22 protein-coding genes and 2 pseudogenes are annotated in these 22,592 nt (G+C 69.9%); 15 read left to right on the top strand and 9 right to left on the bottom strand.

Annotation, left to right across the window (positions count from 1 at the left end):
* Nucleotides 1-260: 260 nt before the first annotated feature.
* Together ACZ3X1_RS33730 and ACZ3X1_RS33735 are read right to left on the bottom strand one after the other, a co-directional pair.
* Nucleotides 261-2,378 carry a tetratricopeptide repeat protein gene (locus ACZ3X1_RS33730; protein ID WP_467282839.1) on the bottom strand — a complete coding sequence of 706 codons (2,118 nt, stop codon included), beginning with the start codon at nucleotides 2,376-2,378 and terminating at the stop codon, nucleotides 261-263.
* A 184-nt stretch (nucleotides 2,379-2,562) separates the two neighbouring features.
* Nucleotides 2,563-2,805 (bottom strand): annotated as a pseudogene (locus ACZ3X1_RS33735) (XRE family transcriptional regulator); the annotation flags it as partial.
* Between the two features lie 451 nt (nucleotides 2,806-3,256).
* Here ACZ3X1_RS33735 and ACZ3X1_RS33740 point away from each other — a divergent pair.
* Together ACZ3X1_RS33740 and ACZ3X1_RS33745 are read left to right on the top strand one after the other, a co-directional pair.
* Nucleotides 3,257-3,544 (top strand): annotated as a pseudogene (locus ACZ3X1_RS33740) (HNH endonuclease); the annotation flags it as partial.
* Between the two features lie 58 nt (nucleotides 3,545-3,602).
* On the top strand, nucleotides 3,603-3,962 hold the full coding sequence (locus ACZ3X1_RS33745) for a hypothetical protein (protein ID WP_467282841.1): 360 nt from the start codon (nucleotides 3,603-3,605) through the stop codon (nucleotides 3,960-3,962).
* 32 nt (nucleotides 3,963-3,994) lie between these two features.
* On the opposite strand, the gene ACZ3X1_RS33750 is transcribed toward ACZ3X1_RS33745, so the two are convergent.
* Nucleotides 3,995-4,225: a hypothetical protein gene (locus ACZ3X1_RS33750; protein ID WP_467282843.1), complete on the bottom strand. Its 231-nt coding sequence runs from the start codon at nucleotides 4,223-4,225 to the stop codon at nucleotides 3,995-3,997.
* 201 nt (nucleotides 4,226-4,426) lie between these two features.
* Between ACZ3X1_RS33750 and ACZ3X1_RS33755 the strand changes: the two genes are divergently transcribed.
* A complete protein-coding gene (locus ACZ3X1_RS33755) occupies nucleotides 4,427-5,464 on the top strand; it encodes an ATP synthase F0 subunit B (RefSeq protein ID WP_467282846.1) in 1,038 nt (345 codons plus the stop codon).
* A 142-nt stretch (nucleotides 5,465-5,606) separates the two neighbouring features.
* Nucleotides 5,607-5,798 (top strand): hypothetical protein, encoded by a 192-nt coding sequence (locus ACZ3X1_RS33760; RefSeq protein ID WP_467282849.1) that lies wholly within the window; start codon nucleotides 5,607-5,609, stop codon nucleotides 5,796-5,798.
* Nucleotides 5,799-5,864: 66 nt separating this feature from the next.
* Here ACZ3X1_RS33760 and ACZ3X1_RS33765 read toward each other — a convergent pair whose 3' ends face one another.
* Nucleotides 5,865-6,452 (bottom strand): hypothetical protein, encoded by a 588-nt coding sequence (locus ACZ3X1_RS33765; protein WP_467282852.1) that lies wholly within the window; start codon nucleotides 6,450-6,452, stop codon nucleotides 5,865-5,867.
* A 213-nt stretch (nucleotides 6,453-6,665) separates the two neighbouring features.
* On the bottom strand, nucleotides 6,666-6,893 hold the full coding sequence (locus tag ACZ3X1_RS33770) for a hypothetical protein (RefSeq protein WP_467282854.1): 228 nt from the start codon (nucleotides 6,891-6,893) through the stop codon (nucleotides 6,666-6,668).
* Between the two features lie 164 nt (nucleotides 6,894-7,057).
* On the opposite strand from ACZ3X1_RS33770, the gene ACZ3X1_RS33775 reads away from it, so the two are divergent.
* The gene (locus tag ACZ3X1_RS33775) at nucleotides 7,058-8,410 is read left to right on the top strand and encodes a hypothetical protein (RefSeq protein ID WP_467282856.1); all 1,353 of its coding nucleotides are present in this window, start codon (nucleotides 7,058-7,060) and stop codon (nucleotides 8,408-8,410) included.
* A 190-nt stretch (nucleotides 8,411-8,600) separates the two neighbouring features.
* On the opposite strand, the gene ACZ3X1_RS33780 is transcribed toward ACZ3X1_RS33775, so the two are convergent.
* Nucleotides 8,601-8,753, bottom strand: coding sequence for a hypothetical protein (locus ACZ3X1_RS33780; RefSeq protein WP_467282858.1), 153 nt, complete (start codon nucleotides 8,751-8,753; stop codon nucleotides 8,601-8,603).
* A gap of 159 nt (nucleotides 8,754-8,912) precedes the next feature.
* Between ACZ3X1_RS33780 and ACZ3X1_RS33785 the strand changes: the two genes are divergently transcribed.
* Nucleotides 8,913-10,526, top strand: a complete 1,614-nt coding sequence (locus ACZ3X1_RS33785; protein WP_467282860.1) for a hypothetical protein — start codon at nucleotides 8,913-8,915, stop codon at nucleotides 10,524-10,526.
* A gap of 278 nt (nucleotides 10,527-10,804) precedes the next feature.
* Here the strand turns inward: ACZ3X1_RS33785 and ACZ3X1_RS33790 are convergent, their stop codons facing one another.
* Nucleotides 10,805-12,073, bottom strand: coding sequence for a hypothetical protein (locus ACZ3X1_RS33790; RefSeq protein WP_467282863.1), 1,269 nt, complete (start codon nucleotides 12,071-12,073; stop codon nucleotides 10,805-10,807).
* Between the two features lie 237 nt (nucleotides 12,074-12,310).
* Between ACZ3X1_RS33790 and ACZ3X1_RS33795 the strand changes: the two genes are divergently transcribed.
* The 6 genes from ACZ3X1_RS33795 (at nucleotide 12,311) to ACZ3X1_RS33820 (ending at nucleotide 16,254) form a co-directional block, all read left to right on the top strand.
* A complete protein-coding gene (locus tag ACZ3X1_RS33795; protein ID WP_467282865.1) occupies nucleotides 12,311-12,568 on the top strand; it encodes a hypothetical protein in 258 nt (85 codons plus the stop codon).
* A gap of 319 nt (nucleotides 12,569-12,887) precedes the next feature.
* Nucleotides 12,888-14,318 carry a hypothetical protein gene (locus ACZ3X1_RS33800; RefSeq protein ID WP_467282866.1) on the top strand — a complete coding sequence of 477 codons (1,431 nt, stop codon included), beginning with the start codon at nucleotides 12,888-12,890 and terminating at the stop codon, nucleotides 14,316-14,318.
* 400 nt (nucleotides 14,319-14,718) lie between these two features.
* On the top strand, nucleotides 14,719-14,976 hold the full coding sequence (locus tag ACZ3X1_RS33805; protein ID WP_467282868.1) for a hypothetical protein: 258 nt from the start codon (nucleotides 14,719-14,721) through the stop codon (nucleotides 14,974-14,976).
* Between the two features lie 131 nt (nucleotides 14,977-15,107).
* Entirely contained in the window at nucleotides 15,108-15,311 is a 204-nt protein-coding gene (locus tag ACZ3X1_RS33810) for a hypothetical protein (protein ID WP_467282870.1), read from the top strand.
* A gap of 371 nt (nucleotides 15,312-15,682) precedes the next feature.
* Nucleotides 15,683-15,997, top strand: coding sequence for a DUF6247 family protein (locus tag ACZ3X1_RS33815; protein WP_467282872.1), 315 nt, complete (start codon nucleotides 15,683-15,685; stop codon nucleotides 15,995-15,997).
* Nucleotides 15,994-16,254: a hypothetical protein gene (locus tag ACZ3X1_RS33820; protein ID WP_467282874.1), complete on the top strand. Its 261-nt coding sequence runs from the start codon at nucleotides 15,994-15,996 to the stop codon at nucleotides 16,252-16,254. Before ACZ3X1_RS33815 ends, ACZ3X1_RS33820 begins: the two co-directional genes overlap by 4 nt.
* A 51-nt stretch (nucleotides 16,255-16,305) precedes the next feature.
* On the opposite strand, the gene ACZ3X1_RS33825 is transcribed toward ACZ3X1_RS33820, so the two are convergent.
* Complete coding sequence (locus ACZ3X1_RS33825) at nucleotides 16,306-17,685, bottom strand: GIY-YIG nuclease family protein (RefSeq protein WP_467282876.1); 1,380 nt, start codon at nucleotides 17,683-17,685, stop codon at nucleotides 16,306-16,308.
* A gap of 325 nt (nucleotides 17,686-18,010) precedes the next feature.
* On the opposite strand from ACZ3X1_RS33825, the gene ACZ3X1_RS33830 reads away from it, so the two are divergent.
* Nucleotides 18,011-19,552, top strand: a complete 1,542-nt coding sequence (locus ACZ3X1_RS33830; RefSeq protein ID WP_467282879.1) for a helix-turn-helix domain-containing protein — start codon at nucleotides 18,011-18,013, stop codon at nucleotides 19,550-19,552.
* On the top strand, nucleotides 19,552-20,148 hold the full coding sequence (locus ACZ3X1_RS33835) for a hypothetical protein (protein WP_467282882.1): 597 nt from the start codon (nucleotides 19,552-19,554) through the stop codon (nucleotides 20,146-20,148). The genes ACZ3X1_RS33830 and ACZ3X1_RS33835 overlap by 1 nt, the downstream gene beginning before the upstream one ends.
* 180 nt (nucleotides 20,149-20,328) lie before the next feature.
* Here the strand turns inward: ACZ3X1_RS33835 and ACZ3X1_RS33840 are convergent, their stop codons facing one another.
* Nucleotides 20,329-20,562 carry a hypothetical protein gene (locus ACZ3X1_RS33840; protein WP_467282884.1) on the bottom strand — a complete coding sequence of 78 codons (234 nt, stop codon included), beginning with the start codon at nucleotides 20,560-20,562 and terminating at the stop codon, nucleotides 20,329-20,331.
* Between the two features lie 202 nt (nucleotides 20,563-20,764).
* Between ACZ3X1_RS33840 and ACZ3X1_RS33845 the strand changes: the two genes are divergently transcribed.
* A complete protein-coding gene (locus ACZ3X1_RS33845) occupies nucleotides 20,765-21,880 on the top strand; it encodes a hypothetical protein (RefSeq protein ID WP_467282886.1) in 1,116 nt (371 codons plus the stop codon).
* Nucleotides 21,881-22,592: the final 712 nt, after the last annotated feature.

Consider the following 22,592-nt stretch of genomic DNA (forward strand, 5'->3'; position numbering starts at 1 on the left):
CAACCGGCGGTGGTGTGGTCCGCCACGGCGTCCCGCAGACGAGGACCGGCGAGGACTGCGTGTGCGCGCGGCATGGCTGCGGCGGACTGGACCCGGTCCTGTGGTGCGACGAACACGGCGGCGAGGCGCTCCCGGTGCTGGATGTGGCACGCGGGCGGCGGCCTGGGCTGCGGGCAGCTCGCGCGCGGCAGGGCGGCAAGCGCGTAGGGGCTCGTCGGCTGCGGGTGGTCCTGGCGCACCCTCGGATGAGCCGGGGCCGGTCAGGCCCGGATTTCACCGTCCGGGGTGCTGGCGGCGCGCTGGTACCAGGCTTCTGCCTCGGTCTCGCGGCCAGTGTTCCGCAGCAGCACTGCGAGGTTGTTCATGGCGTTGGTGTGTCCGGTGTTGGCGGCGCGCTGGAACCAGGCCTCTGCCTCGGTCTCGCGGCCGGTGTTTACCAGCAGCAGTGCGAGGTTGTTCATGGCTTCGGGGTGTCCGGCGTCGGCGGCGCGCTGGTACCAGGGTTCCGCCTCGGTCTCGCGGCCAGTGTCTACCAGCAGCACCCCGAGGTTGTTCATGGCTCTGGTGTTTCCGGCGTCGGCGGCGCGCTGGTACCAGGGTTGCGCCTCGGTCTCGCGGCCAGTGTTTACCAGCAGCACCCCGAGGTTGGCCATGGCTCTGGTGTTTCCGGCGTCGGCGGCGCGCTGGTACCAGGGTTGCGCCTCGGTCTCGCGGCCAGTGTTCTGCAGCAGCAGTCCGAGGTTGTTCATGGCGTTGGTGTTTCCGGCGTCGGCGGCGCGCTGGTACCAGGGTTCCGCCTCGGTCTCGCGGCCAGTGTTCTGCAGCAGCAGTCCGAGGTCGTTCATGGCGTTGGTGTGTCCGGCGTCGGCGGCGCGCTGGTACCAGGGTTCCGCCTCGGTCTCGCGGCCAGTGTTCTGCAGCAGCAGTCCGAGGTTGATCATGGCGTTGGTGTGTCCGGCGTCGGCGGCGCGCTGGTACCAGGCTTCTGCCTCGGTCTCGCGGCCAGTGTTCTGCAGCAGCAGTCCGAGGTTGATCATGGCTTCGGTGTGTCCGGCGTCGGTGGCTTTTCGGTACCAGGTTTCTGCCTCGTTGGTGCGGCCGGCGTCCTCCAGCAGCACGCCGAGGTTGTTCATGGCTTCGGTGTGTCCGGCGTCGGTGGCTTTTCGGTACCAGGTTTCTGCCTCGTTGGTGCGGCCGGCGTCCTCCAGCAGCAGTCCGAGGTTGGTCATGGCACCGGTGTGCCCGGTCTCGGTGGCTTTTCGGTACCAGGTTTCTGCCTCGTTGGTGCGGCCGGCGTCCTCCAGCAGCACGCCGAGGTTGTTCATGGCGCTGATGTGTCCGGCGTCGGTGGCCTTCCGGTACCAGGTTTCCGCCTCGTCGATGCGGTCAGCCTCTTTCAGCAGCCGCGCGAGGCTGAACATGGCGTCAAAGTCTCCGGCTTCGGCGGCCCGTCTGTGGCGCTGCTCGTCGGTTTCCGATGCCTCCGCTGCCGGCACGGGGGTGGGCCCCGGTGCGAGATGGGCGGTGCGCAGGCGTGCAGCGACGTCCTTGGCGGTGAGGGGACGGCCGGCGGGGTCTTTGGCAATAAGGGAGGTGATGAGGTTGTCGATGTCGGGCGGGATTGCCGGCTGGTGGGTGCTGGGCGGTTCGGGAATGGTGGACAGATGCATGGCGATGACGGCGTACGCGGAGTCCGCGGTGAACAGGGGGCGCCCGGTGAGGAGCTCGTAGAGGCTGACGCCCAGGGCGTACAGGTCGGACGAGTGCGTCGGTGTCTGTCCGCTGAGCTGCTCGGGAGCCATGTACTGAGGGCTGCCGAGCAGCGCTCCGGTCATGGTCAGGCCGATCGTGCCGTCCTGGACCTGGGCGATCCCGAAGTCGCAGATCTTGACGGTGCCGTCGTCGAGCAGCATGAGGTTGGCCGGCTTGATGTCGCGGTGGACGATGTTCCGCGTGTGGGCGGCGGCCAGCCCGTCGCACACCTGGGCGCCGTACTCCACTACCTGCTCCAGGGGGAGCCCGCCGGGGTGGTCCTCGCGCAGGACCGTCGCGAGATCACGCCCTTCCAGGAACTCCATGACGAGGAACGGAGCGACTTCCACGCACCCGTCGGCGCTCGTCTCCTGGTGCTCGCCCAGGTCGTGGACGACGGCGATGTTGCGGTGGTTCAGCCGGGCGGCTGCTTCGCCCTCACGGCGGAAACGGGCCAGGACCTGGGCAGCGAGCCGGTCGTCACGCAGATGGGAGGTGAGCACCATCTTGATCGCGACGGTACGGCGCAGCCTCAGATCGGACGCCGCCCACACCTCGCCCATGCCGCCGCGCCCCAACCGGCTCTCGAGCCGGTAGCGGCCCGCTAGCTCCATCCCCCTGTACATGCAGGTCAACGTATGCGACTCACCCGCGATGCGACAAGAATCCTCCGAACCTGGGCGGGGTCTTCCGGCCGCATCCGCCGGCCCGCTGCCAGGAGTACGAGCACCGCCGCGACACCGTGACCGGTCCGCTGCGCGGGTCGGCCGCGGGCGGTCCCGACGCACCCTCGGATGCGCCGGGGGCCGGTCAGGCCCGGATCTCGTTGACCAGCATCCGCAGGGTCAGGCTGTGCTCCTCCGGCGGCAGGGCATCCATCGCTGCGGTGGCGTGCGCGACACCGCCGACCCGGTCGCCGGACCGGGCGAGCATCAGGCCGCGGTGGAGCTCCAAGTGGGTGGCGAAGCGCGGCAGGCTCGTGGGGAGTTCCGTGAGGGCCTGGTCCTGCGCCTCGGTGGCGGCCTTCTCGTCGCCGAGACGGGCGAGGAGCAGGGGCCTCGGCCTCGACCGTGATCTCCGCGGCATGGGGGTCGGGGTACGGCCGGTCGGCGCCTTCCCACCCCACCCACTGCGCAAGGGCCGTCAGGCTCCGGTGGAATGCCTGCTGCGTCTTGCTCGGCCTCCCCTTCGTCAGTACGCCCGGCCCCCCGGGGCCGGTGGCGGTGCCTGGGCGGGCTCCACGCCCAGTGCGGTCAGCCGTGTCTGCTGCTCAGGCAGGAGCCGTGCCCAGGTGGCCGGCTGCTTCTACTGCTGGAGCCACACTTGCCGATGTCGTCGCCGTCCACGAGCACGCCGGGGGCGATGCCGTGCAGCCGGCCGTCGGCGTCGACCAGGTCGCTAGCGGCTGGCCCTGCTGCCCCACCGATCGAGAAGTATGCTCGCGGGCGCACAGGTACGGAGGCCCGCCAGGAATACCGCTCGGTTCGAATGACGCTCCCCGCCGGCCGGGGCGGCGGAATGGACGCCCGCGCGGCGTGAGGCGTACGCCAACGACCAGGGCCAGCCCGCCTCCCTGGTCGCGGTGACGGCACGCTCGAACCGAAGCAAGGCGGACCAGGACCCGGCGGAGTGGCTGCCGCCGGCGCCGGACGCGTTGTGCCGGTACGGCGCCGAGTGGACCGCGACGAAACTCCGCTGGGGCCTCGCGGTCGACGAGATGGAGCGGGACCGGCTGCTGGACATCGCAGCCGGCTGCGGCGGCACCGACGTGGAATTCACCCCCGCCCCGTAGCGGGGCGGTCGAGGCCGGGCCGAGGCGTGTTGTCGGTGGTGGCGGTGACCATGGGGAGATGAGCGCCGGTATAGCGCCCGACGGCCCGCACGCGGGGATCGCCGGGCTGTGTGAGCAGATCCGGGGCGCCCTGGCAGGGTGGGCGCCCAGGGTGCTCGGCGTTCACGTCCACGGGACGTTGTCCGGTCCGGCGGAGCTGGCGCGGCTGGTGGCGACGGTCGCGGACGCGGCCGAGGTCACGGTGCTCCCCGGTGATGGTGCGGCCGCGCGGGCCGAACTGCACGCGGCAGCCGATCGGGCGGCTGTGGCCGCCGGCGAGCGGCGGGGGTCGGACGTACGGGCGGACTTGGCCGCCGTGCGGGCGGGTTGTCGGCGTGCGGCTGTCGCGGTCGGCGAGCGCGTGGCCGTCGTCTTCTGAACCAGGGCCTGTGTCGAGGCTGTCGGTCGGGTTCATCGGCGTGCGCGCCAGGTGCCGTAGAGGGCGGCGACGGCGCTGATGACGCCGGCGAAGCCGGCTTCGCCGACGGTGAGGTAGATGCCGGCGCAGGTGGCGAGGAGCGCGAGCAGGACCACGGCGTCGGGGACGCGCCGCTCCCCGGCTGCCGGGTCGCGGTTGGCCGGGAGCTGGGCGGGATCGGGATTGGTGTTGGGCGTCTGCGGGGTGCTGCCGGTGCTGGTCATGACTCCAGCAGAGCGCCCCGCGGCCCTGGTTCCCAGTGATCCGTACGGGCCCGCCCGGACCCGGATGATCTTGTGTTTCTGCCGTCGGGGACCGGAGCGGTTTCGGACGCGGGGACGCGGCCGGGAGTGTTCGGCGCAATCCGCATACGTACGGCTTCACCGCCCTCTAGCGTGGCTTTTCCGCACAGGCAGGGGGGTTTGATGGCAACCGAAGCACCCGGGGTCGAGCAGCAGGACCGTGAGGCGATCGACGCCTACGAGGCCGCGCTGCACGCTTTCGCCGAGAAGCTGAACCTGGTCCACATATCCGGCGGGACCCCCTCCTACGCCACGGTCGCCGCCGCGTCGGTGCGGCCGCGCCTGACCACGACCGGCCTGAACGAAATGCTTACCGGCAAGCGACTGCCAACCCTTGAGGCGCTCCTGGAATACCTCCGGGTCGTCACCACCCCCAGCGGCCTGGACAAGCCGGCCGCCGCGAGGTTCCGCGCCGACGCCGCCCTCGTTCAGCAGTGGCGCGGGCACTGGCAGGACGCCAAGCTGCTCCAGCGCCGGGCCCAGGCCGCGAACAGAAGGGTGCGGGCCGCGGCCCGCCAGGTCCACGACGACGCCGGCCGTGACGCCGAGGCCCTGCGCACGGAAGCGCACGCGGAAGCCGAACGGATCCGTACGAGCGCGCACGCCGATGCCGAGGACATCCGCGCGCGGGCCCGCCGCGACGCCGACGAGCTCCTCGACCGGGCACGCGAGACGACGGCCGCCACCACGCTGGACAGGTCCGAAGCCCGACTTTCCGGCAGCAGAGTTGTACGCGTCGGGTTGCTGGCGGGCCTGGGCAGGGTGCCCGGGTTACGCCCCGCGGCCGTGGGGCTGGGGGTTGTCGTCGTGGCGGTGGCCACGATTCTGGTGGGCGACTCCTTCACCGGGACACCCAGCGGCTGCAGGGACGGCCGTACCCAGGCCGCCGGGCTGAACGCCGACGCTGTCTCGTTCCACGACCTCGGGAGCGTCCGGCCGGTGGCGTTCGCTGCCGAGCCGGCCGCCTGGATCACTGTTCCCGCCGGGCATCCGCTGCTCCGCGGCTTCCCGACGCCGTCCACCACCTCCACGACGGGGGAGTCGCCGAGGCCGGATGCCTCCCCGACACCGGAGGTGTCGCCGACGCCGAGCCCGTCCGCCACCCCGACACCGACCCCCGCGCCGAGCCAGTCGGCGCGCTGCAAGAACCGCAGCGGCTGACGCACCTCACCACCCAACCGCCAGACGGGCACCGGGCCAGCCTCCCCGCCAGCCCCCATCGCACGGGGCGACATCCTGTGAGGCACCAAGGCCCGGCTGCCGACCAAGTGACTCCGGCGTGCAGCCGGGCGTTGGTGTCTGCATGGACGAAATGTTGGACGTGCTCCTCGACGGGGCGACCGAGCCCCGCCTGAAGCTGATCAGCGGGGACGAGGCCCGGGCCCTGATGGTGCTTCTCGGGGTGCTGGAGGACGACACGTACTCCGAGGAGATCCGCTACGCGGCCAGCGAGATGCGTTTCCGCCTCGGTCCCCGACTGGCCCTGCCCGTATAGACCAGCGCTTCCACGGCGCGGCCGGGACGTTGCCGCTGGTGATGGACCGGGCCGGCCGGGGCGGGATCAGTGGTGGAGGTAGCTGTTGAGGTAGGTGCGGGCCGCGGTCTCGCTGGTGCCGAGCCCGGTCGCGATCTTCTCGATCGGCACCTGCTGGGCGGTGAGTTCGTAGGCCGCGTCCTGGCCCAATTCGGCGATGACGTGCCGCAGGTCCGCGAGCGCCTTCAACGCCACCAGCGGCTCCTCGCCGGCGAGGACGCCGAGCTGGCGGACCAGCTCGGTGAGGATCCCGGTCAGTTCCGCGGGCAGCTGCACGGCGGCGTCCCGGATCACAGACAGGTGGGCGCCGTAGTCCGCGATCGGCCCGGAGAGGTCGACATTCGCCTCATACAACGGCCGGTCCGGAGGCAGGACGGTCCAGTCGAGCGGGTACTCGGCCATCCCCCGCCACCCGCACGTGCAGCTGCCCCGCAAGGCGGCGGCACGGGGCCGGTTGAACCGGCCGTCATAGGCGTGCCACTCCGTCGTTGACGGCACGTGCGCGCCGCTGCCCACGTCGTAGTAGACGGGGCCGGGCTCGGTGCCGTCATCAAGCAGCACCCCCACCGACCCTTCGTGCGCGGCCTTCAGCGTGTTGAGGACCCTGTCCACCACGATCACCTGCTTCCGGCAGTCCGGTCGGCCGCCCATCGGCCGAACCGCGACGTCCAGGCTGCCCAGCTCGGCCCGGCCGCGTATGGGAATCCACTGAAGGGATGACCGCCGCGCTCGGGTCCAGCCGCTCCTCGGGCCGCCGCAGGTCTGCCCGATCGGGCCGGTGCGGACCCTCCCGCACCAAGGACCCGTCCGGGGGCGGGGCGGCGGTGTCTACCGCTCGGATGCGGGCGGCCTCTCGGGTGGGGTCCGCCGGGACTCTCCGCCGCTCGGACGGTGGTGCCAGGCCGCGTAGAGGCCTGCGAGGGCGGAGGCGTAGCCGGCGAGGGCTTCGGGGGAGACACGGCCGACGAGGATGAGGACGACGCCGGTGGTCAGGATCGCCAGGAATACGGCGAGATCTACGGGAAAGCGGCCACGCGGGGCACGACTGCTCGGCACGATGGTTCTCCTCAGGACATGGAAGGTCATAGGACGTCACCCCCCCCGGTGCGCGCCGCTGGAGCGGCAGCGCGGCGGGGTGTGGTCCGAGAGTCATGTCGTGGCAGCCGGTGCGCCAAGGGCAACGATCTTCTTTCCGCAACTGTCAATTGGGGGGAACGGCCATGACGGGTGTTGCCGAGGAGGGAACCGGCGGCAAGGCAGCCGACGGCGCAGAGACCCGGCCGGCCCGCCGACCGCTCAACCCCTTGAAGCCCGAGGTCTTCAAGAACCGACCGCACAAGCTGGCGCTCGTCGCGCACCTCCGGTCCCTGATCGAGGCCGCGGACCTGGCCAGCAAGCACGTCGCACCGGGCGTGGCCCTGAGTGCCTCGGCCCTGTCGAAGAACCTTTCGGGAGACCGGCTGCCCCACCGTTCCACGGTCGAGGCGATCATCCAGCTCTGCGGAGCGAGCGAGGAGGTCAGGGCCCTGTCGCTGCGCCTGCACACCGCGGCCCTGGGGGAGGCGCACCCGCCGTTCGCCGAACGCCTGGTGATGGCCGACGCCTACGAGGAGACCGTCCTCCTCCACGACCGCGTCCAGGCCCGGCTGGAGGAAGCCCTCGGCGAGCACCGCCGTCAGCAGACCGACTACGACGACCTCCTGGCCCGGCACGAGACCACGAGACTGGCCCTCGCCGCCGCCGAGGACGCACTCCGCACACAACGACAGGACCACCAACGCGAGACCGCCCGCCTGAACACCCTGATCGAAGAGGAACAGGACGCCCGCCGACGCGACCGAACCGCCTTCGACGCCCAGCTCGACCGGGCGCGAGCCGAACACGAGAGGCAGGTGCGGGCCCGGAAGGAGGAGGAAGCGCGCCTCCGCCAGGAGCTGCGCACGCAGGAGAACAGGATCCAGTCCCTCCGCGGTCTGCTGGAGGACTCGGCCACCGAGGCGACCTCCCTGCGGCAGGAACGCGACCGGATCCGCGTGGAAGCCGCCCGGCTGCGCGAGGACCTGGTGGGCCTCCAGGTGGAACTCGCGGCAGCAGAAGCCGGCCAGGACACCCATCGCGAGGACGTGATGCTCGCCCCGGCGCTGCATGCCGTCGGCCAGGTCCTCGACCGCCACCCCTCCCCACAGGAGAACAGCGAAAACGCCGGCAGGCCTCAAGTTGCCCTGGGCGCAACCCCGCTCGACGGCGGCATCATCGACCCGGTTTCGCCGTCGGCCGCGGCCCAGCCGGAGCCGGATCCGACGGACAGCCCCGACGGGCTGAAGCGGGCATTCGCGGCCACCGCCGCACTCGGCATGCTGCTCCTGCTGACCGGGCTGTTCATGCACACCGGTGGCCCGGTGTCGCGAGCCCGCCCGACAACCGGGGTGGGGTGGTGCCTCGGCGTCGGAGTCTTTCTGTTCGTGACCGGGCTCATCCTCCTGGCAGCGCGCGGCGTGCAGAGCGCCCCCACCGTCGATCCGGACGACGACGACACGTTCCACTACACGTGCGGCTTCCCTCCCCTGATGTGAGCGCCTCCGAGGGCAGCGGTTCGGTCCACCGGCTCCCGCGTTGTCGCTGGTCTGGGGCCGGTCCTTGTCGGGGATTGGCCGATTCTGAGGGACTTCTCGACGAGGTGGTGCTCGAACACCGCCGCCCGGCACGCTCGAAGGCGTCACCGGGCAGCGTGGCGTCGTGGACGCAGCAGGTGCTGTTTTCCAGCTACGAACGGGGTTGGTGAGTTCCGCTGTTCCGGTTGCGGGCCCTGCTCCGGATCTTCTTGGCTAGGTATCCGATTCCGGCGACGAGGCCGGCGGCGAGGACGTCGCCGAGGAGGTCGTGGCCCAGGAATGCGTACAGCGTGGACAGGCTCATGGCGTTCTCCCCTGGTGGCAGAGCCGGTTGCGGTGGGGAGAGATTCACCGCACCGGGACTGTCCATGGGGTGAGGAGAAGGCGTTGTGCCTGGTGGGAGGGGGTTCGGGCGTGGTCAACGGATGGTCAGGGTTGGACGGCAGGGTGGGAGAGGGGCGCGGTGTCCCCGCAACGTGAGATCGACGAGGAGACGGCGGCCGGCCGGCTCGCCCTGTATGTGGTGGCGTTGACCCGGGGTACAACGGTGCGGGACCTGGCCGACCGGTTCGGCAGGAGCAGCTCCAGTTGGGGCAACTATCTCAACGGCGCGCAGCTCATCCCCAAGCCCCTGCTCGGGAAGCTGGTGGAGGCCTTCACCTCGCCCGGCATCAGCCGGAGCACCGCTTCGGTCCAGGCGCTCGAGTTGTGGAACGCGGCCGCCGCCGAACGTCACACCGGCCGGTCACCGGGTGGCGGTGAGCTGGTGCGCCAGCACCAGCGGCGCGACGACGCACTCCAGCAGGTCATCAAGTACCAGGCGCTCGCCGCGAACGCGGAGAAGCACCTCGCCGAGCTGCGGCCCATGCTCGCCTACACCCAGAGCCGGCTGGAGAACGCCGAGCTTCAGCTGAAGCTCGGCGGAGATCGCGAGCGGGCCCGGGTGGAGCGACAGCTCGGGCAGGCCAAGGAGCGCCTCAGCCGGGTCCACGTGCAGCAGGAGCGGGCCCGCACCCGCCGGATGACGGCGGAGGAGCAGCAGGAGTTCTGGATGGCCGAAGCCCTTGTCGCGCAGGAGGAGATCAGCCGGCTGGAACGCGAGGCACAGGATTTCGTGGTCGTCGCCCCCGGCTCCCTCGAACCGGTCCGCACCGGAACCGCCGAGGCGGTGGACGACTCCGACTTCGAAGCGCGCCTGGAGCACATCACCGCCGAAGGCCTGCACGACGAGGCGCTCATCGAGGAAGACCTCCAACCCACCCCCACGAGCCCCGACGACGCCGCACCACAGGAACTCCTCGTCGCCGAGAACCCTGTCCAACCGCTGTCCAACACCGAGCAGGCCGTCTCGCAGACCGCGGAGCACCCCACCGGCCACGACGAGGCCGCCTTCGGTGTCCCCGACTCCCCGGACAGCGTCCAACTCGTGTCCAAATTGGTGTTGGACAAGCCTCTCACCAGCAGTGACGCAGAGCAGACCGCCCCGGACACTCCAACGCGATCACCGCAATCCCGGGCCCCGCGATCGGGACCCCGGAGCGAAGCAGCTGACGCAACACGCGCAGCTCCGGCCACCCGGGACCTCTGGTGGGGCACCCGGGCGGCCCTCTGGCTCGGGCTGGTGGAGTTCAAAACGGCGACACCCACCACGGCCGTCGGCGCATCCATGGTGCGCGCTCCGGCACCGGCGGACCTCTGGTTCAGGCATTACTTCAAGACGCCATTAGCGGAGACCCTTTCCGCATACGCCAGAGCCTGGCGCCGGTTCACCCGCGCAATGCGCAGGACGTACCCGGAGTTCAAGTTCACGGTGGGGATGATCTTGCTGGGGATGAGCGTCCTCATGTACTTGATCGGACAGCGCGCAGCCGCCTCACATGAGGCGGGCACCGCGCGGCTTGCCGACGTGGCTGTCGGGCTTCCGTTCTGCCTCGCGCCGCTGTACGGGGGCTTGCGGCTGGTGACGATGGCGAATACGCCCGCATGGGTCCTGGCCGGCGCCGTCCACCTGGTCTGGTCGGTTCTGCTGGTCTTCGACCTGTTTCCGTGGCCCGCAATCGGCATCGGAACCAAGTAACGGCTGCTCTTCTGGCCGCCGCTCCAGCAGCTGCGAGCAGCAGCCAGAGGAACCGTTCTCAACGTGCGCTGGCGGAAAAGGCGCGGCTGGTGGCAGTCCCCCCGCCGGCCGCGGCGCGCCTCGACCGGCCCCCCGGCCGGCCGGGGCTGCTCCCTCATCACCCGCAGCCGACGTCTCCGCCACCACCCCGGCTCTGACCGGCCCGACACCGCGCCGCCCCGGCTGTACGGCGGGCGGCCGCGCTGACGAGCCAGGCCCCCCCGCGGGGGCGCCGCAGCTCACAGCAGGCGGGTGCCGACGAGGACGGCGAGGAGTGCAAGAGTCGGTACTGCTCCCGCCCTGGACCGCAGGGGAGCAGCGTTGTTGTTCGCCCGGGCCTGGGTCGGCCGCTCCCCTCCGTCCACCCGGTGAGGGAGCCGCTCGGGCGAGGTGGTCGAGGTGTCCAAGGGCGGTTCGGCGTCCACCGGGGCAAGGGCAGCGGCCTGCCCTTCGTAACCCCGGACGTCATAGGAGCTCGTGGCGTAGAAGGCAGCCGCCCAGGCTTCGTAGCCGTATGGGTCGGATTGCCGGTAGGGGTGCGTGGCCGCGTCGTCGTGGTAGCCCTGCGGGGCGGGCTGGGTGCTCGTGGTGTTGTACGCAAACAGTGCGTCGTAGGAGAGCTGCTCGGGGTGCGAGTACACAGAGCCGTACGACTCGTACCCGTACTGATCTTGCTCGGGACAGGGAGCCGTCGTCCCGTACACCTCGGTCGGCCTGACGCTCGGCAGTTCCTGCGGAGGACCGGGCCACTGGGGAGAGCTTGCCGCCCTGGTACTTTCCGCGGCCGCCGTCGCTGTCTCAACGGCGAGCCCAGGAACCGGGATGTAGACGTACTGCGGCGCGTCCGCATGGCTGTCCTGCGTTGCCGGGGCGGGAACGGCGGCCTGCTCCTCGACGAGCCGCCGGTTCTGCTCGCCCAGGACGGCGTTCTCCGTACCGAGGAGGCTGGCCTGCTCCTTGTGGTGTGCGAGCTCGGCTTCGACGTTGTGGATGTAGCACGTGGCTTTAAGGAGCTTCTGGTCCTGCACGCTCACACGCGCCTGGAGGATCCGGCGTGTACGCTCCGCGCGCTGCGCGCGGGCCAGGACCTGCCGGAGGTCTTCGGCGAGGCGGTCCGCCCGCTGTTCCAGCCCGTGCAGCTGCTTTTCGGCGATCCACCGGGCCTGCTGGTGCTCGGCGCACGCGCGAGCCAGCTCTTCCTCGAGATGGTCACGCTGGACGATGGGGCAATCGCTGGCGAGGTGTGCCTGGCCGCACAGATCCTCTAGCTCGGCCCAGACCTCGTCGGGGCAGGGGAAGCCCTGCGCTTCGAGGTAGGCCTTGATGGCACGCAGCTGCTTCCGCGGGGTGATCCGCTTCCCCTGCAGGTGCCGCGTGACGCTGGTCGGGGATGTGCCGATGGCTTTGGCGAGATCCTTCTGGGTGCCGCCGTCGGCGAGGTAGCCGTCCAAGGCCTTTCGCAGTGCAGCCGCGTACGCGGACACGGCCTTCCCCTCGCGTGCTCCCATCGCCTGCCCCTCATCCGGAAATGCGCCATCCACCAGCGCGATTGCCCGATTGTCACGCAGGCGATACCCCCCTCTGGAACGCCTTGCCGCGGCGGTCGGATCCACGCCGGCTGAGATGTAACATCCGTGCCCTCTCCCGCAAGATCACCAGCTCCACGAGGCTGAAACCGGCTCGCGGATCCGACCGTGAGCTGCCGCCCGCGGACCGCCCGCGGGCCCTCACGGGAGGGAACCCCTATGCCCGCCAACACCCCACAGCACCAGCCCCAGCCGCAGCCCGAGCCCCAGACTCCAGCGCAGCAGCCGCCCGCGGGAAACCCGGGCGCAGACCCGCTTGTCCTGCTGCTCCTGGCCCTCGTCGTCGTCGTGCTCCTGGGCGTCGTCGGATACGCAGTTGCTGCGCACCCGAATCTGGCCAAGCCCGTCATGGCCGTCGCGGCAGTCGCCGGCCCGCTCGCGGCTGTTCTGATCGCGGTACTCCTGCGCCGCCGTTGACGACGCCCGGCACAAGAGCCGAGGGGGCGCGCCGCACGCGGTGCCCCCGCCCCTGCGCGCTCGTCACGGAGTCCACAGCTCACCAGCAGAAACGGCGCGGATCGCTACCGCTGGCGGCCCGCGCCGACGCACGTCTTGGCCTGCCCATTCAAATCAGCCGAACGAGTGAACATCGTCCTCGCGTACGCGTAGGCGGCTTGTGCAGTGCGTCTCCAACTCGCCCCGGAATTACGACTATTGACACCAATCGGGATCTTTCGGCATGTTTCGGGCGCGGTCCGGTGGTCGGGTCGCTGTGGTGTGGATCGGGGTGTGTTCCGTGGGGCGTGTGATGCGTGAGGTGTTCGGCGAGTCCGAGGCGGCGGGCTGGCTGCGGGTGCCGCTGGCGGCGTGGCGGTGGGCGACGGGTTCGGGTCTGGTCCCGGCGGCGGACGTCGGGCCGGGCCGTTGGTCGCGTGCGGTGGTGGAGGCCGCCGACCCGGAAGCGGTCCGCGCCGCGCTGCGGGGCCCGGTGGGGGCGGGGTGGGCGGCGGACCGGTTGACGGAGGCCCTCGGGGTGCCGCTCCCGGTCCTTCGGCCGCGGGTGACTGCCTCGGCTGTCGGCCACCTCGTCAAGGCCGGCCTCCTGGTCTACCTCGGCGGGGAGCCCCGGTTCCCTGTCGTCCACCCGGACCAGGTGGCCGCGCTCTGCCGCCGCCGGGACCTGCCCGCCCTCCTCGACAAGCACGTCCCCCTCGGCCCGGACCAGGCCGCGGTGCGCCTCGGCGTGCGCCGTACCGACTTCGACCAGGTGGTGCGGCTCGGGTGGCTGGCCCCGATCGGCTCCGTGGACATCGACTACAAGCACCACGGCGGGGTGACCACGGTCCCCCTGTACGACGCCCGGGACGTCGCGCTCCTGGAGGTGGTCCGCCCGTCCGTGGACTGGCGGGCCGTGCGCACCATCCGCGCCGGCCGCCGCTCCCCGCTCGCCGCTCTCGACCCGGCCGACCCGGGTGGTGACCGGGTGTTGTTGGCGGCGGTGGCGCGGATCGCCAGGGTGGGCCGGGCCTCGGTGGTGCACTGGCGCCGCCGGCACCCAGACTTCCCCGACCCGGTGGCCGGTACGGACGTGCACCCGCAGTTCGACCGCCGCGCGGTCGTGGCCTGGCTCCTCGCCCACGACAAGATCGAAGTACCTGTGGGGCCGACGATCGCCGCCCTGGTGCTGGCCGGGGCCAAAGGCGCCACGCACCGGTTCCGCCTCGATGACCCGTGGCTGTCCCTGGCCGACGACGCGGCCGGCGAAGACACGTTGTCCGGCTGGTCCACCGACGAGGACGCCGACGCGCTGGCCGCCCTGGCCGGGGGGGGGGGGGAGTTCGGGGCGTCGCTGCGCCGGCTGACCGCGCCCGGTACCGGCCCGTTGGCGGTGCCGGGAGAGGTGCGGGTGATCGAACGGTTCCGGTCGGGATCGGGGGGCCTGCGCCTGACGCTGGCATGGCCAGCCGGCCTGCGCGGCACCGCCGCGTCAGGGCCGGCGGGCGGGGTGGTCCGCCACGGGATCGCGTACGCGGGTCCGGGCGAGGGGTGCGTGTGCAGGCGGTACGACTGCGGCGGCGTGGTCCCCGTCTCCTGGTGCCCCGAGCACGGCGACGCTGTGGGGCCGGTGTTGGAATGGCACCCCGGCGGCGGGGTCCGCTGCACCGACCTGTCTCGCGGGGGCCGGCGGCCGCACGTCCACGTCGAGTCGGGCAGCCTGCCGGCATGAAGGACGACGAAAGGCGGACGTCCTGGTCTGGCTCGGCTAAATCCTGGCTACCGCGCCGAAGCTGCGGACGATGCGCAGCACGCCCGCATCACATCTCTCGCGGACGCGCACGACGGCGGCAAGTTCTAGTTCCTGAACCTGTTGCCGGAGTTCGAGGACTACACGGGCATAGGTAGCCCGGCAGGAAGTTCGGCGTCATGCCGTACGTCTCCAACATCGTCGACACCGAGAGCAAGATCAACAACGTTCGCGAGTACCTCGCCACATGCTTGGGGTGATGCCGGGCTGCACCCGGAAGTGCAAGAAGGGGCAGACAGGCGCGCCTTTGGGAACGGTCGCTGTCGAACGGGACCACGTCCGCGTGAGGGGCTGGAAGACACCAGCATCACCGATTAGGTGCATGGCCGCCCCGACCTGCGAACAGGTCGACAATCGGGACCGCCGCAACGTGACCAGGACGCCGTTCGCGCACTTGAAGGTGCGTTTCATCGTGTTCGGCGTCTTGCTCATCTACGACACCGACAAGAACCTCAAGAAAGTCGAGCCCGCCTTCGGTATGACGGAGTGCCTGGTCAACGCCGTGGGCGTGGTGCTGGCACGCGCCGGGCCGTCGTGTCGTCGGCTTTCGAGGGGCGACCGTACCTGTCGGTGCCCCTGATGTGTCAGCAGGGGTCGGTACTCTAATCGCAACCCATCCGGGTGCTGTGCAGCTTCTGGGGGGCCGGGTTTTGACGGACCGTCGCCCCGGCCTTCCGGTTGATGCGCGGCGGTCCTGATTGGGGGGCTCCCATGCCGGAGAGCGACAAGCCGACGTCCGACGATTTCGAGGACGAAGGCCGACCGCCTGTCCGGGGTGAGAGTCGCACCACTGCTCGCGAGGTGCTGCTTGTCGGCGTCGTCCAGGCCTTGATGGCTGGCGTTGCCGACGAGACTGCGCACTGGTTCCATCGGTGCCTGGTGTGGCTGTACGAGATGCTGGTCAGCCGCCTGTAAAACGCGACGCGCCCCCTGGTGTCCTACCACCAAGAGGCGCGAGGTGCGGATTTACACCCGCGGCGGTCTCTGTCCCTGCTTCGCAGGCCGGGCAGAGGCCGCCGTACTGCGTGACCTCAGTCTGCCGCGCGCCACTGACAATGCCGAGAAGCATGATCAACTTACTTGCGTGCGCGCAAGTCCCGCAGGCTCCACTGTAGCGAGTTGCCCACGAGGGTGGACATCCCGTCCACCCTGCGCCACTCGACCAGTTTGCTACGGGGGCCGAAGGCCGGAGGCGTTCTCCAGTCTCACCTCCTGGTGGAAGAGCGTGCTATCCGAGGACACCTAGTTCTACGGTGGCCGGTAGCACCCGCCGCGAGGAGGAGCCGATGAGCGCCCAGCCCGATCACACCCCCGTACCCGCCGCGGCGTACGCGCCCGCACCGGGCGCGCCGGCCGAACTCCTGGCCATGCTGCGCGCCGATCGGCGGGCGGAGCGGTGGGTGCCGGCGTTCGAGGAGGAGTGGGCGCAGGCGCTGGAGGAGTCGCGGCGGACGTTCTCTTTGGACACCCTGTACGAGGTCGTCCACGTCTGGCAGGCCCGTCTGGCCTCCGCCCCCGCGGTCGACGCGTTCACCGCTTCCGGCCGCGACGAGGCCGGGTTCGTGGACATGGCTGAGCTCCGCGGCCGGCGGCGCCGGTGAGCCTGCAGCCGTACGCGGTCCGCCTCTCGACCCCGGCCGCGAAGGTCCTCGCCGAACTCCCCGAGCATGCCGAAGAGACGGTCTGGGACCTGCTCGACGCCGCCGCGGCCGACCCGTGGGGCTTCCGCCAGTGGGACCCCGCCGACCCGGAAGGCGAAGACGTCCGGATCGCGTCCGCCGGCCGCCTGTCCGTCATCTACTTCGCCAACCGTCCGCTACGGCACCTGTCCGTACTGGACATTGTCTGGCTCGGCTAGCCGCCCGATTAACGCGCCGCTTCTGGTATGCCGCAGGTCTCGGGCTGGCTTTCAGAACAGGATCAGCGGTTCGGGGTCGCGGGGGAGTACGCGGGTCTCGGTGCGGATCCTGTCGCGCAAATCGGTCGCGCTGACGTGCCGGGCATTGAAGGTTTCGGTCCATCCGTTGGGCAGCTCGGCGGCGGTCAGGAAGGGCTTGTGGCCGGCGGTGCGTAGGCGACGCAGGATCGCCTGTTCGACAGCGAGGGCATCGTCTCCGGTGGAGAGGTAGTGCTCGTAGAACAGTGTCCATCCGAAGCGGCCGTGCTGGGCGATGCGGTCGTTTCGCTGGCTGGCGCCGGCGACACCGATCTTGACGGCCAGGTGTCCGGCGTGGGTGAGGACGTAGACGCGCGCCGGTGCGGCGCGGTCGAAGCCGTGGCGGGCACAGTACTTGCATCTGCGGCCGGAGCGGATCTTGGCCAGGGTGGGTGTGGAGGTTCGGCCGCAGGTGGTGCAGCGGCACCGCCAGGGCCTCATGGCCCCCGTGTACGGCTCGAGGGGTTCGAGGCCGGCCTCGCGCATCGAGGCGGCTGCCCGCTCCGGGTCCTCCCGGCGCGCGGCGGCGGCGCGTAGGTCGGCGCAGCGGCGGCACCCGCTTTGCCCAGCCAGGATCGATCCGAAGGTGGGCGAGGTGATCGTCCCGCATCCGTGGCACAGGCAGCGCCACGGGGACTTCACGCCGCGGTAGGGCTCTTGGGGTTCGAACCCGTGCTCGCGCATCTCCTCGACCGCCAGGCTCTCGTCGTGTCGCTGAGCGATGCCGTGCGCCTTGTCGGCGCACGGCTTGCACCCGGGGCGGCGGCTCCCGGCCGCCATGGAACCCAGACGTGGGGAGACCACGGCATCGCACCGGGTGCAGCGGCTCTTCCACGGGAACGCGCTGCCCGGGTACGGCTCCAGCGGCTCCAGGCCCGCCGCGCGCATCGCCGCGACCGCCTCGTCGGCATCGTTGCGCATCGCCGCGTTGGCCTTGCGCCGCCCGCACGGCCGACAACCTCCCTGCCCCCGCCGGATGGAGCCCAACGTGGGCGTGCCGTGCGTCCCGCAGTCCGTGCAGCGCACCGGCCACGGGGTATCCACGCCCGGGTAGGGCACGAGGGGCTCAAGACCTGCCGCGCGCATGTCGGCCGCCGCGACCTCCAGGTCGACAGGAGCGTTCGGCGCGCACCACCGGCAGGGGCCGGCCCCGGAGTTGATCCGGACGTAGGTGGGGGTGACCTCGCGCCCGCAGGCCAGATGCCGGCAGCGCCAGTGCCGGGAGCTGCCCGGGTACGGTTCCAGCGGTTCCAGGCCGGCCGCCCGCATCACCGCGGCCGCCGCCTCCGGCTCGATCCGAGCCAGTCCCGCGCAGTACACGCAACCCCCCTGCCCCTTCGCGACGTTACTCATGCGGGGGGTGACCTCGCGCCCGCACGCCAGATGCCGACAACGCCACGGCACGCCGGTGCCCGGGTAGGGCACCAGGGGCTCCAGGCCCGCCGCGCGCATGATTTCCGCTGGCTCCCGTGGGTCCTTGCGTGGACGGCCGCGTGTCATCGTCATCTCCCACCCGACGGTGCAGGGGAGCTACCCCCGCGCTGCGGCGCAGCGTAGGGGGCGCCACTGACATTTCGGACGCTCGCAGCGAGCCGGTACCCCTCTCCTCCACCCAAAATGGTTGTCGATTTGAGCATGTCATATGCGGGATTGGTATTGAATGAGCTAGACTTGCATCATGATGGGTGTTGAGGATCTCCTCAGGCTCACGGTTGCAGCACTGATGACGCGCACCGGTGAGCGCCAGAACGATCTCGCCGACGGGCTCGGCCTGTCGCAGGCGCAGGTTTCACGCAAACAGTCGGGGCGTCAGCACTGGTCGCTGGAGGACGTCGACTTGCTCGCCAAACACTTCGGTCTGCACGTTCTCGACCTGCTGGCCGGGCCCACGCACGCGGTCGGCGTGCTCCACGGCTCGATCCCGGGCCTGCGCCCCTCCGACGCCGTCGCACCCGCGGCCGCCGTACAGCCAGTTCCCGCTGCCCTGTTCCCCGTGGAGCCCGCCGTGGCTGCGCCGGTGGGGTTGTGTGTGCTGTGCGGGCAGCCGTGCAGCGGCGAGATCGACGGGTTCCCGCAGCACTTCAGCGCCGAGGAGTGCGCGGCCGCCGTAGCCGCCGCGAACCCCGCCCCCGCCCCGGTTGCGGCCTCGGCGACCCCGGCGGAAGCGCCGATCGTGTTGCCGCCCCAGCCCGAGCAGCCGCCTGCTGCGCCTCGGGAGCCGGCGCCAGAGTCCCTGGCCCCTGAGAGGCCGCAGAGCCCGCGTGCGTACGCCTCGGACGACCTGATCGGCCAGATCACCGGCCGGGTCCAGGAGGTCCTCGCCGAGCACGCCGGCGACGTCGACGCCGCGCAGGCCGAACTCATCAAGGGCGCGATCCCGGACGTGATGGCCCTGCTGAAGTCCTCCCGGGTCGGGGGCCGGTACGAGCACTCCGAGTTCCCGCCCACTGCGGAGATCCTGCGCAAGCGCTCCCAGAAGGGCGCGGACGAGATCTGGGAGGGCCGCCCGAAGTGGCGCAACGCCGAAGCGGTGGCGGCGGCGAAGGCCGGCGCGCAGCTGGAGGTGACGGCCCTGGACATGAACGCCGCCTACCTGTCCGCCCTCAAGTGCTGGCTCCCGATCGGTCAGCTCCGCGAGTCCACCACCGGTGTGCACGATCCGAAGAAGGCCGGCGTCCACCTCATCACCCCGGCCGAGTGGGAACACCTTGATCTGCCCAACCCGTTGGGCAACCGAATGGAGCCGGGCGAGTTGTGGGTGAGCGAATCCACCCTCCGCCTCCTCCTCGACTGCGCCCGCCAAGGCCTCGCCGACGCCCCCACAATTCACCGCTCCCTCGTCTCCGGAGCGACCGAGGGACTGCTGGAAAAACTCCGCCGCGCTCTGGCCGAAACCCGGAAAACCGCATTGGCAGAAGGTGACGAACTGACCGTCGCCTACGTCAAATCCATGTATTCTAAATTGGTATCGACGGTCGGTGAATCCACCGCGAACCGTGAACTCCGCCGCCCGGACTGGATGCACATCATCCGTGCAAAAGCGTTCGCGAATCTCTGGATGAAGGCCAACAAGGCGCACAAGGCAGGACTTCAGGTCGTGGAAATCTCCGGCACGGATGAACTGCACGTCGTCGGTGACTGGCGTTCGGTGTTCTCCGAGGGCCGGGACCTGAACCAGGTGAAGGAAAAGAACACCTACATGCTCGGGGGTAAGCGCTGATGGCCGGATCCGAGGACCTGTGGGCCCGCTGGGGCGACTGGCGCAAGCACGACGCCCGCGGCATGAAGGGAGGCGAGGCCCTCATCCTGGAGCTCAACCGGATCGTCCATTCCTCTGGCATCGCCTCGCCCGTCACGTCCCACCGTGGCCTGGCCGCCCGCCTGCGCTACCTCGACAGCCCGGCGGGCCGCGAGGCACTGGCCGAACAGGGCGTCACAGCCCGCTCCCTGCGCTCCTGGGCGCGCGGCAGGGCCACCCCCTCCCCGGCGAGCCGGGAACGGATCGACGCCGCGTACTGGGAGCGCCGGCGCGAGAACCTGATCCGCTCCGGCTGGCTGGCCCGCCACCTCGACAACAACGGCCGCGGCCGCCGCATGGAGATCTACCCCGTCGACCAAAGCCAGGTCGATTCCAAGTACAGCCGGCCCCTGAGTGACCGGTCTATCACCGTCCGGTACATCTGGACCGATCTGGTAACTGCGTGGGGCGCTCGGGATGAGGCGCTGGTGGATGAAATCTGGGACGACGTCATTTCCGACCTTGATTCCGAATATGCCGCCTATGCATACGTCTCTTCTGTCGGTATCGGAGCCTGACCCACCCCACTGCCTCTCTGTGCCCCTGACCCGAACAGGCCAGGGGCACAGCTGTGCGCAGGCGTCGCGAGAGTTGTGTTCTCGGATTCGTATGGTGACTGGCTTGCCTGTTGGCGCTGGGCTGCCTCGTGCAGCCGACCGGAGGTGAAGTGGGTCCGGTCGGCCGTGTAGGAGCCGGGATCAGCGGCGCGTGCGCCAGGTGCCGTAGAGGGCGGCGACGGCGCTGATGACGCCGGCGAACCCAGCTTCGCCGACGGTGAGGTAGATGCCGGCGCAGGCGGCGAGGAGGACTACCAGCACCACTGCGTCGGGGGCTGGCCCCTTGCGTGTCCTTGGCATCATGTCCGGGTCCTGGCGGGAGAGGGACTGGGCAGGGTCGGGGGCCTGCTGGGCGGTGCTGTCCGTGTTCGTCATGGCTCCAGCAGACCGCCTTCAAAGCCGTCTTCCCAGTGATCTGTCCGGGTCCGAACGGACCCGGACAACTCCCCACAGCACCCGGCGAAGATTGGCCCGACCCCGGATGGGACGAGGCGTCCGGATCTGTTCGAGGCAATCTGCATACGCACGCCGTCACCGGCCTCTACCGTGGCTTTTCCTTGACAGACAGGGGGATCTGATGACGGGCGAAGAACCTGCGGTGGATCAGCAGGACAACGACACGGCTGAGACGTTTGAGGCCGCACTGGCTGCCTTCGCCGAGGAGCTCAGCCTGTTCCACATTGCCTGCGGTTCCCCCTCATACGCGACCATCGCCTCCGCGTCGGTACGACCGCGGCTGACGAAGTCCGGTCTCACTGAGATGCTCACCGGGAAACGGTTGCCCTCCCTGGAGACGCTCCTGGAGTTCGTCCGAGTCGTCACCACACCGAGCGGGCTGGATAAGGCGGCTGCGGGGAACTTCCGGCCGAACCCCGAGACGCTCGAGGAGTGGCGCGGCCGATGGCAGCACGTCAAGGTGCTGCAACGCCGGTTCCATCGCGCGAACAAGCGGCCGCCTACGACGGTCGAGCCGATCCACGACGATGTCGTCCGCGAACCTGAAGCCCTGCATGCGAAAGCCGACCGCATGGCGAGCGCAGCCGCTAGCAGCGAACGCATCCGCACACAGGCCCAGCAGGAAGACGCAGACGAAGTATCGGCCAAGGAATACGTCCGGATCGTCGAAGCCACGTTCGATACCACCATTCCGAAGGAGGCGCGCCAGACGGGATGGTTAGCGGGAAGCCTTACAGCCCTTGTAGCGGTCGGCGCCGTCGTTTTGTCCTGGGCGGACAAGACCGAGCTGATAGTGAAGATCACTTACTCCGTGATGATTCCGCTCATGCTCTGGTCAGCCGTGCTGGCGGACATCACCAACCGGAGGCGCGTGCTGGACAGGGGGCGGTTGGTCGTTCTGATGTACCTCATGGCTGCCTTCACGATGGGTGCACCCGTGATGTCCTATCTGGGGAACCTTCCAGCCCAAGACGAACAGCTAACGGCTCGAATCGCTGTCTACGCGGTGATGCTGTTCCTCATCGTCACGCCGCTGGGACTGCTGAGCGCTGCCGTCGACGGGATCGTCCCGCAGCTGGAGGATGAAGTGAAGGACCTCGTAAGGGCGGACCGAGCGAGATTTCAGCAACTCAATCAGGACAAACAGAAGGCGATTCAGCGTGCCCGCAGCTGGCGCCGCTACTACGAGATGCAGGGCGAGCCTCTGGATCAGCCGTCGGAACCAGGCCCGTTATAACTTGCCTGCTTTCTAGGATTCCTACACGGTGATGCATAACGTGGTGCGCCCCGGCCGCACAGGCCGGGGCGCACCGTCGCGTGTAGGCACTTTCTATGATGGCTTGCGACTTTGGTATGTGGGGTTGCAAGATGGGCGGTTTTGGCGGGGCGTTGAGGGGGGTTGTATTTTTGGTATTTGGTCAGGGGGTGTTTCGGTTTTGCTATTTGACGTTGGGTCGGTTTGTGTGGGTCGGGAATTGGTGGTTTCCCTTTTGTTGGCGATCTTTTTGGTGTAGACCACTCGCTGGTGCTTGTTCGGGGTTGTTGTTACGTTCTGTAGTGTGTCGGGGGAGGGGCCGGCGGGGTGGACACTCCGCGGGACCGTGTGCATACTGCTACTGAGAGGGAGCGCGCAGCGCGAGCGGTAAGCCCTCGGCCCCGCAGGGGCCACACCCCGATATTCGGTCCTGAGACACCGTTACAGACAACCTGAGATCCCATCAAAATCCCTTTGACCTGCTTCAATTAAGCCGAAGAACCCCGCGGCAGGCCCTCCCTCCGTTGCCAGCCGGCCACCGCGGACCCGCGGTCCCCGAACAACCGGGACCACCCCGCCATCACCGCAGGTGATGGCCCCTCGGGCCACACTCCGCCCGGCGTCGCGCAGCGACGCAGCCCCCTTGGGAGTGACGCAGTCACTCCGCGTCGTGTCTCCGCAGGAGACCGCGCGC

It is taken from the genome of Streptomyces sp. NPDC023541 (assembly GCF_055559995.1).

Excerpts from the sequence above, each read along its gene's own strand:
- ACZ3X1_RS33730 (WP_467282839.1), bottom strand. The coding sequence starts at position 2,378 with ATGTACAGGGGGATGGAGCTAGCGGGCCGCTACCGGCTCGAGAGCCGG.
- ACZ3X1_RS33745 (WP_467282841.1), top strand. The coding sequence starts at position 3,603 with ATGAGCGCCGGTATAGCGCCCGACGGCCCGCACGCGGGGATCGCCGGG.
- ACZ3X1_RS33750 (WP_467282843.1), bottom strand. The coding sequence starts at position 4,225 with ATGACCAGCACCGGCAGCACCCCGCAGACGCCCAACACCAATCCCGAT.
- ACZ3X1_RS33755 (WP_467282846.1), top strand. The coding sequence starts at position 4,427 with ATGGCAACCGAAGCACCCGGGGTCGAGCAGCAGGACCGTGAGGCGATC.
- ACZ3X1_RS33760 (WP_467282849.1), top strand. The coding sequence starts at position 5,607 with ATGGACGAAATGTTGGACGTGCTCCTCGACGGGGCGACCGAGCCCCGC.
- ACZ3X1_RS33775 (WP_467282856.1), top strand. The coding sequence starts at position 7,058 with ATGACGGGTGTTGCCGAGGAGGGAACCGGCGGCAAGGCAGCCGACGGC.
- ACZ3X1_RS33780 (WP_467282858.1), bottom strand. The coding sequence starts at position 8,753 with ATGAGCCTGTCCACGCTGTACGCATTCCTGGGCCACGACCTCCTCGGC.
- ACZ3X1_RS33790 (WP_467282863.1), bottom strand. The coding sequence starts at position 12,073 with ATGGGAGCACGCGAGGGGAAGGCCGTGTCCGCGTACGCGGCTGCACTG.
- ACZ3X1_RS33795 (WP_467282865.1), top strand. The coding sequence starts at position 12,311 with ATGCCCGCCAACACCCCACAGCACCAGCCCCAGCCGCAGCCCGAGCCC.
- ACZ3X1_RS33805 (WP_467282868.1), top strand. The coding sequence starts at position 14,719 with ATGGCCGCCCCGACCTGCGAACAGGTCGACAATCGGGACCGCCGCAAC.
- ACZ3X1_RS33810 (WP_467282870.1), top strand. The coding sequence starts at position 15,108 with ATGCCGGAGAGCGACAAGCCGACGTCCGACGATTTCGAGGACGAAGGC.
- ACZ3X1_RS33815 (WP_467282872.1), top strand. The coding sequence starts at position 15,683 with ATGAGCGCCCAGCCCGATCACACCCCCGTACCCGCCGCGGCGTACGCG.
- ACZ3X1_RS33825 (WP_467282876.1), bottom strand. The coding sequence starts at position 17,685 with ATGAGTAACGTCGCGAAGGGGCAGGGGGGTTGCGTGTACTGCGCGGGA.
- ACZ3X1_RS33830 (WP_467282879.1), top strand. The coding sequence starts at position 18,011 with ATGATGGGTGTTGAGGATCTCCTCAGGCTCACGGTTGCAGCACTGATG.
- ACZ3X1_RS33835 (WP_467282882.1), top strand. The coding sequence starts at position 19,552 with ATGGCCGGATCCGAGGACCTGTGGGCCCGCTGGGGCGACTGGCGCAAG.
- ACZ3X1_RS33840 (WP_467282884.1), bottom strand. The coding sequence starts at position 20,562 with ATGACGAACACGGACAGCACCGCCCAGCAGGCCCCCGACCCTGCCCAG.
- ACZ3X1_RS33845 (WP_467282886.1), top strand. The coding sequence starts at position 20,765 with ATGACGGGCGAAGAACCTGCGGTGGATCAGCAGGACAACGACACGGCT.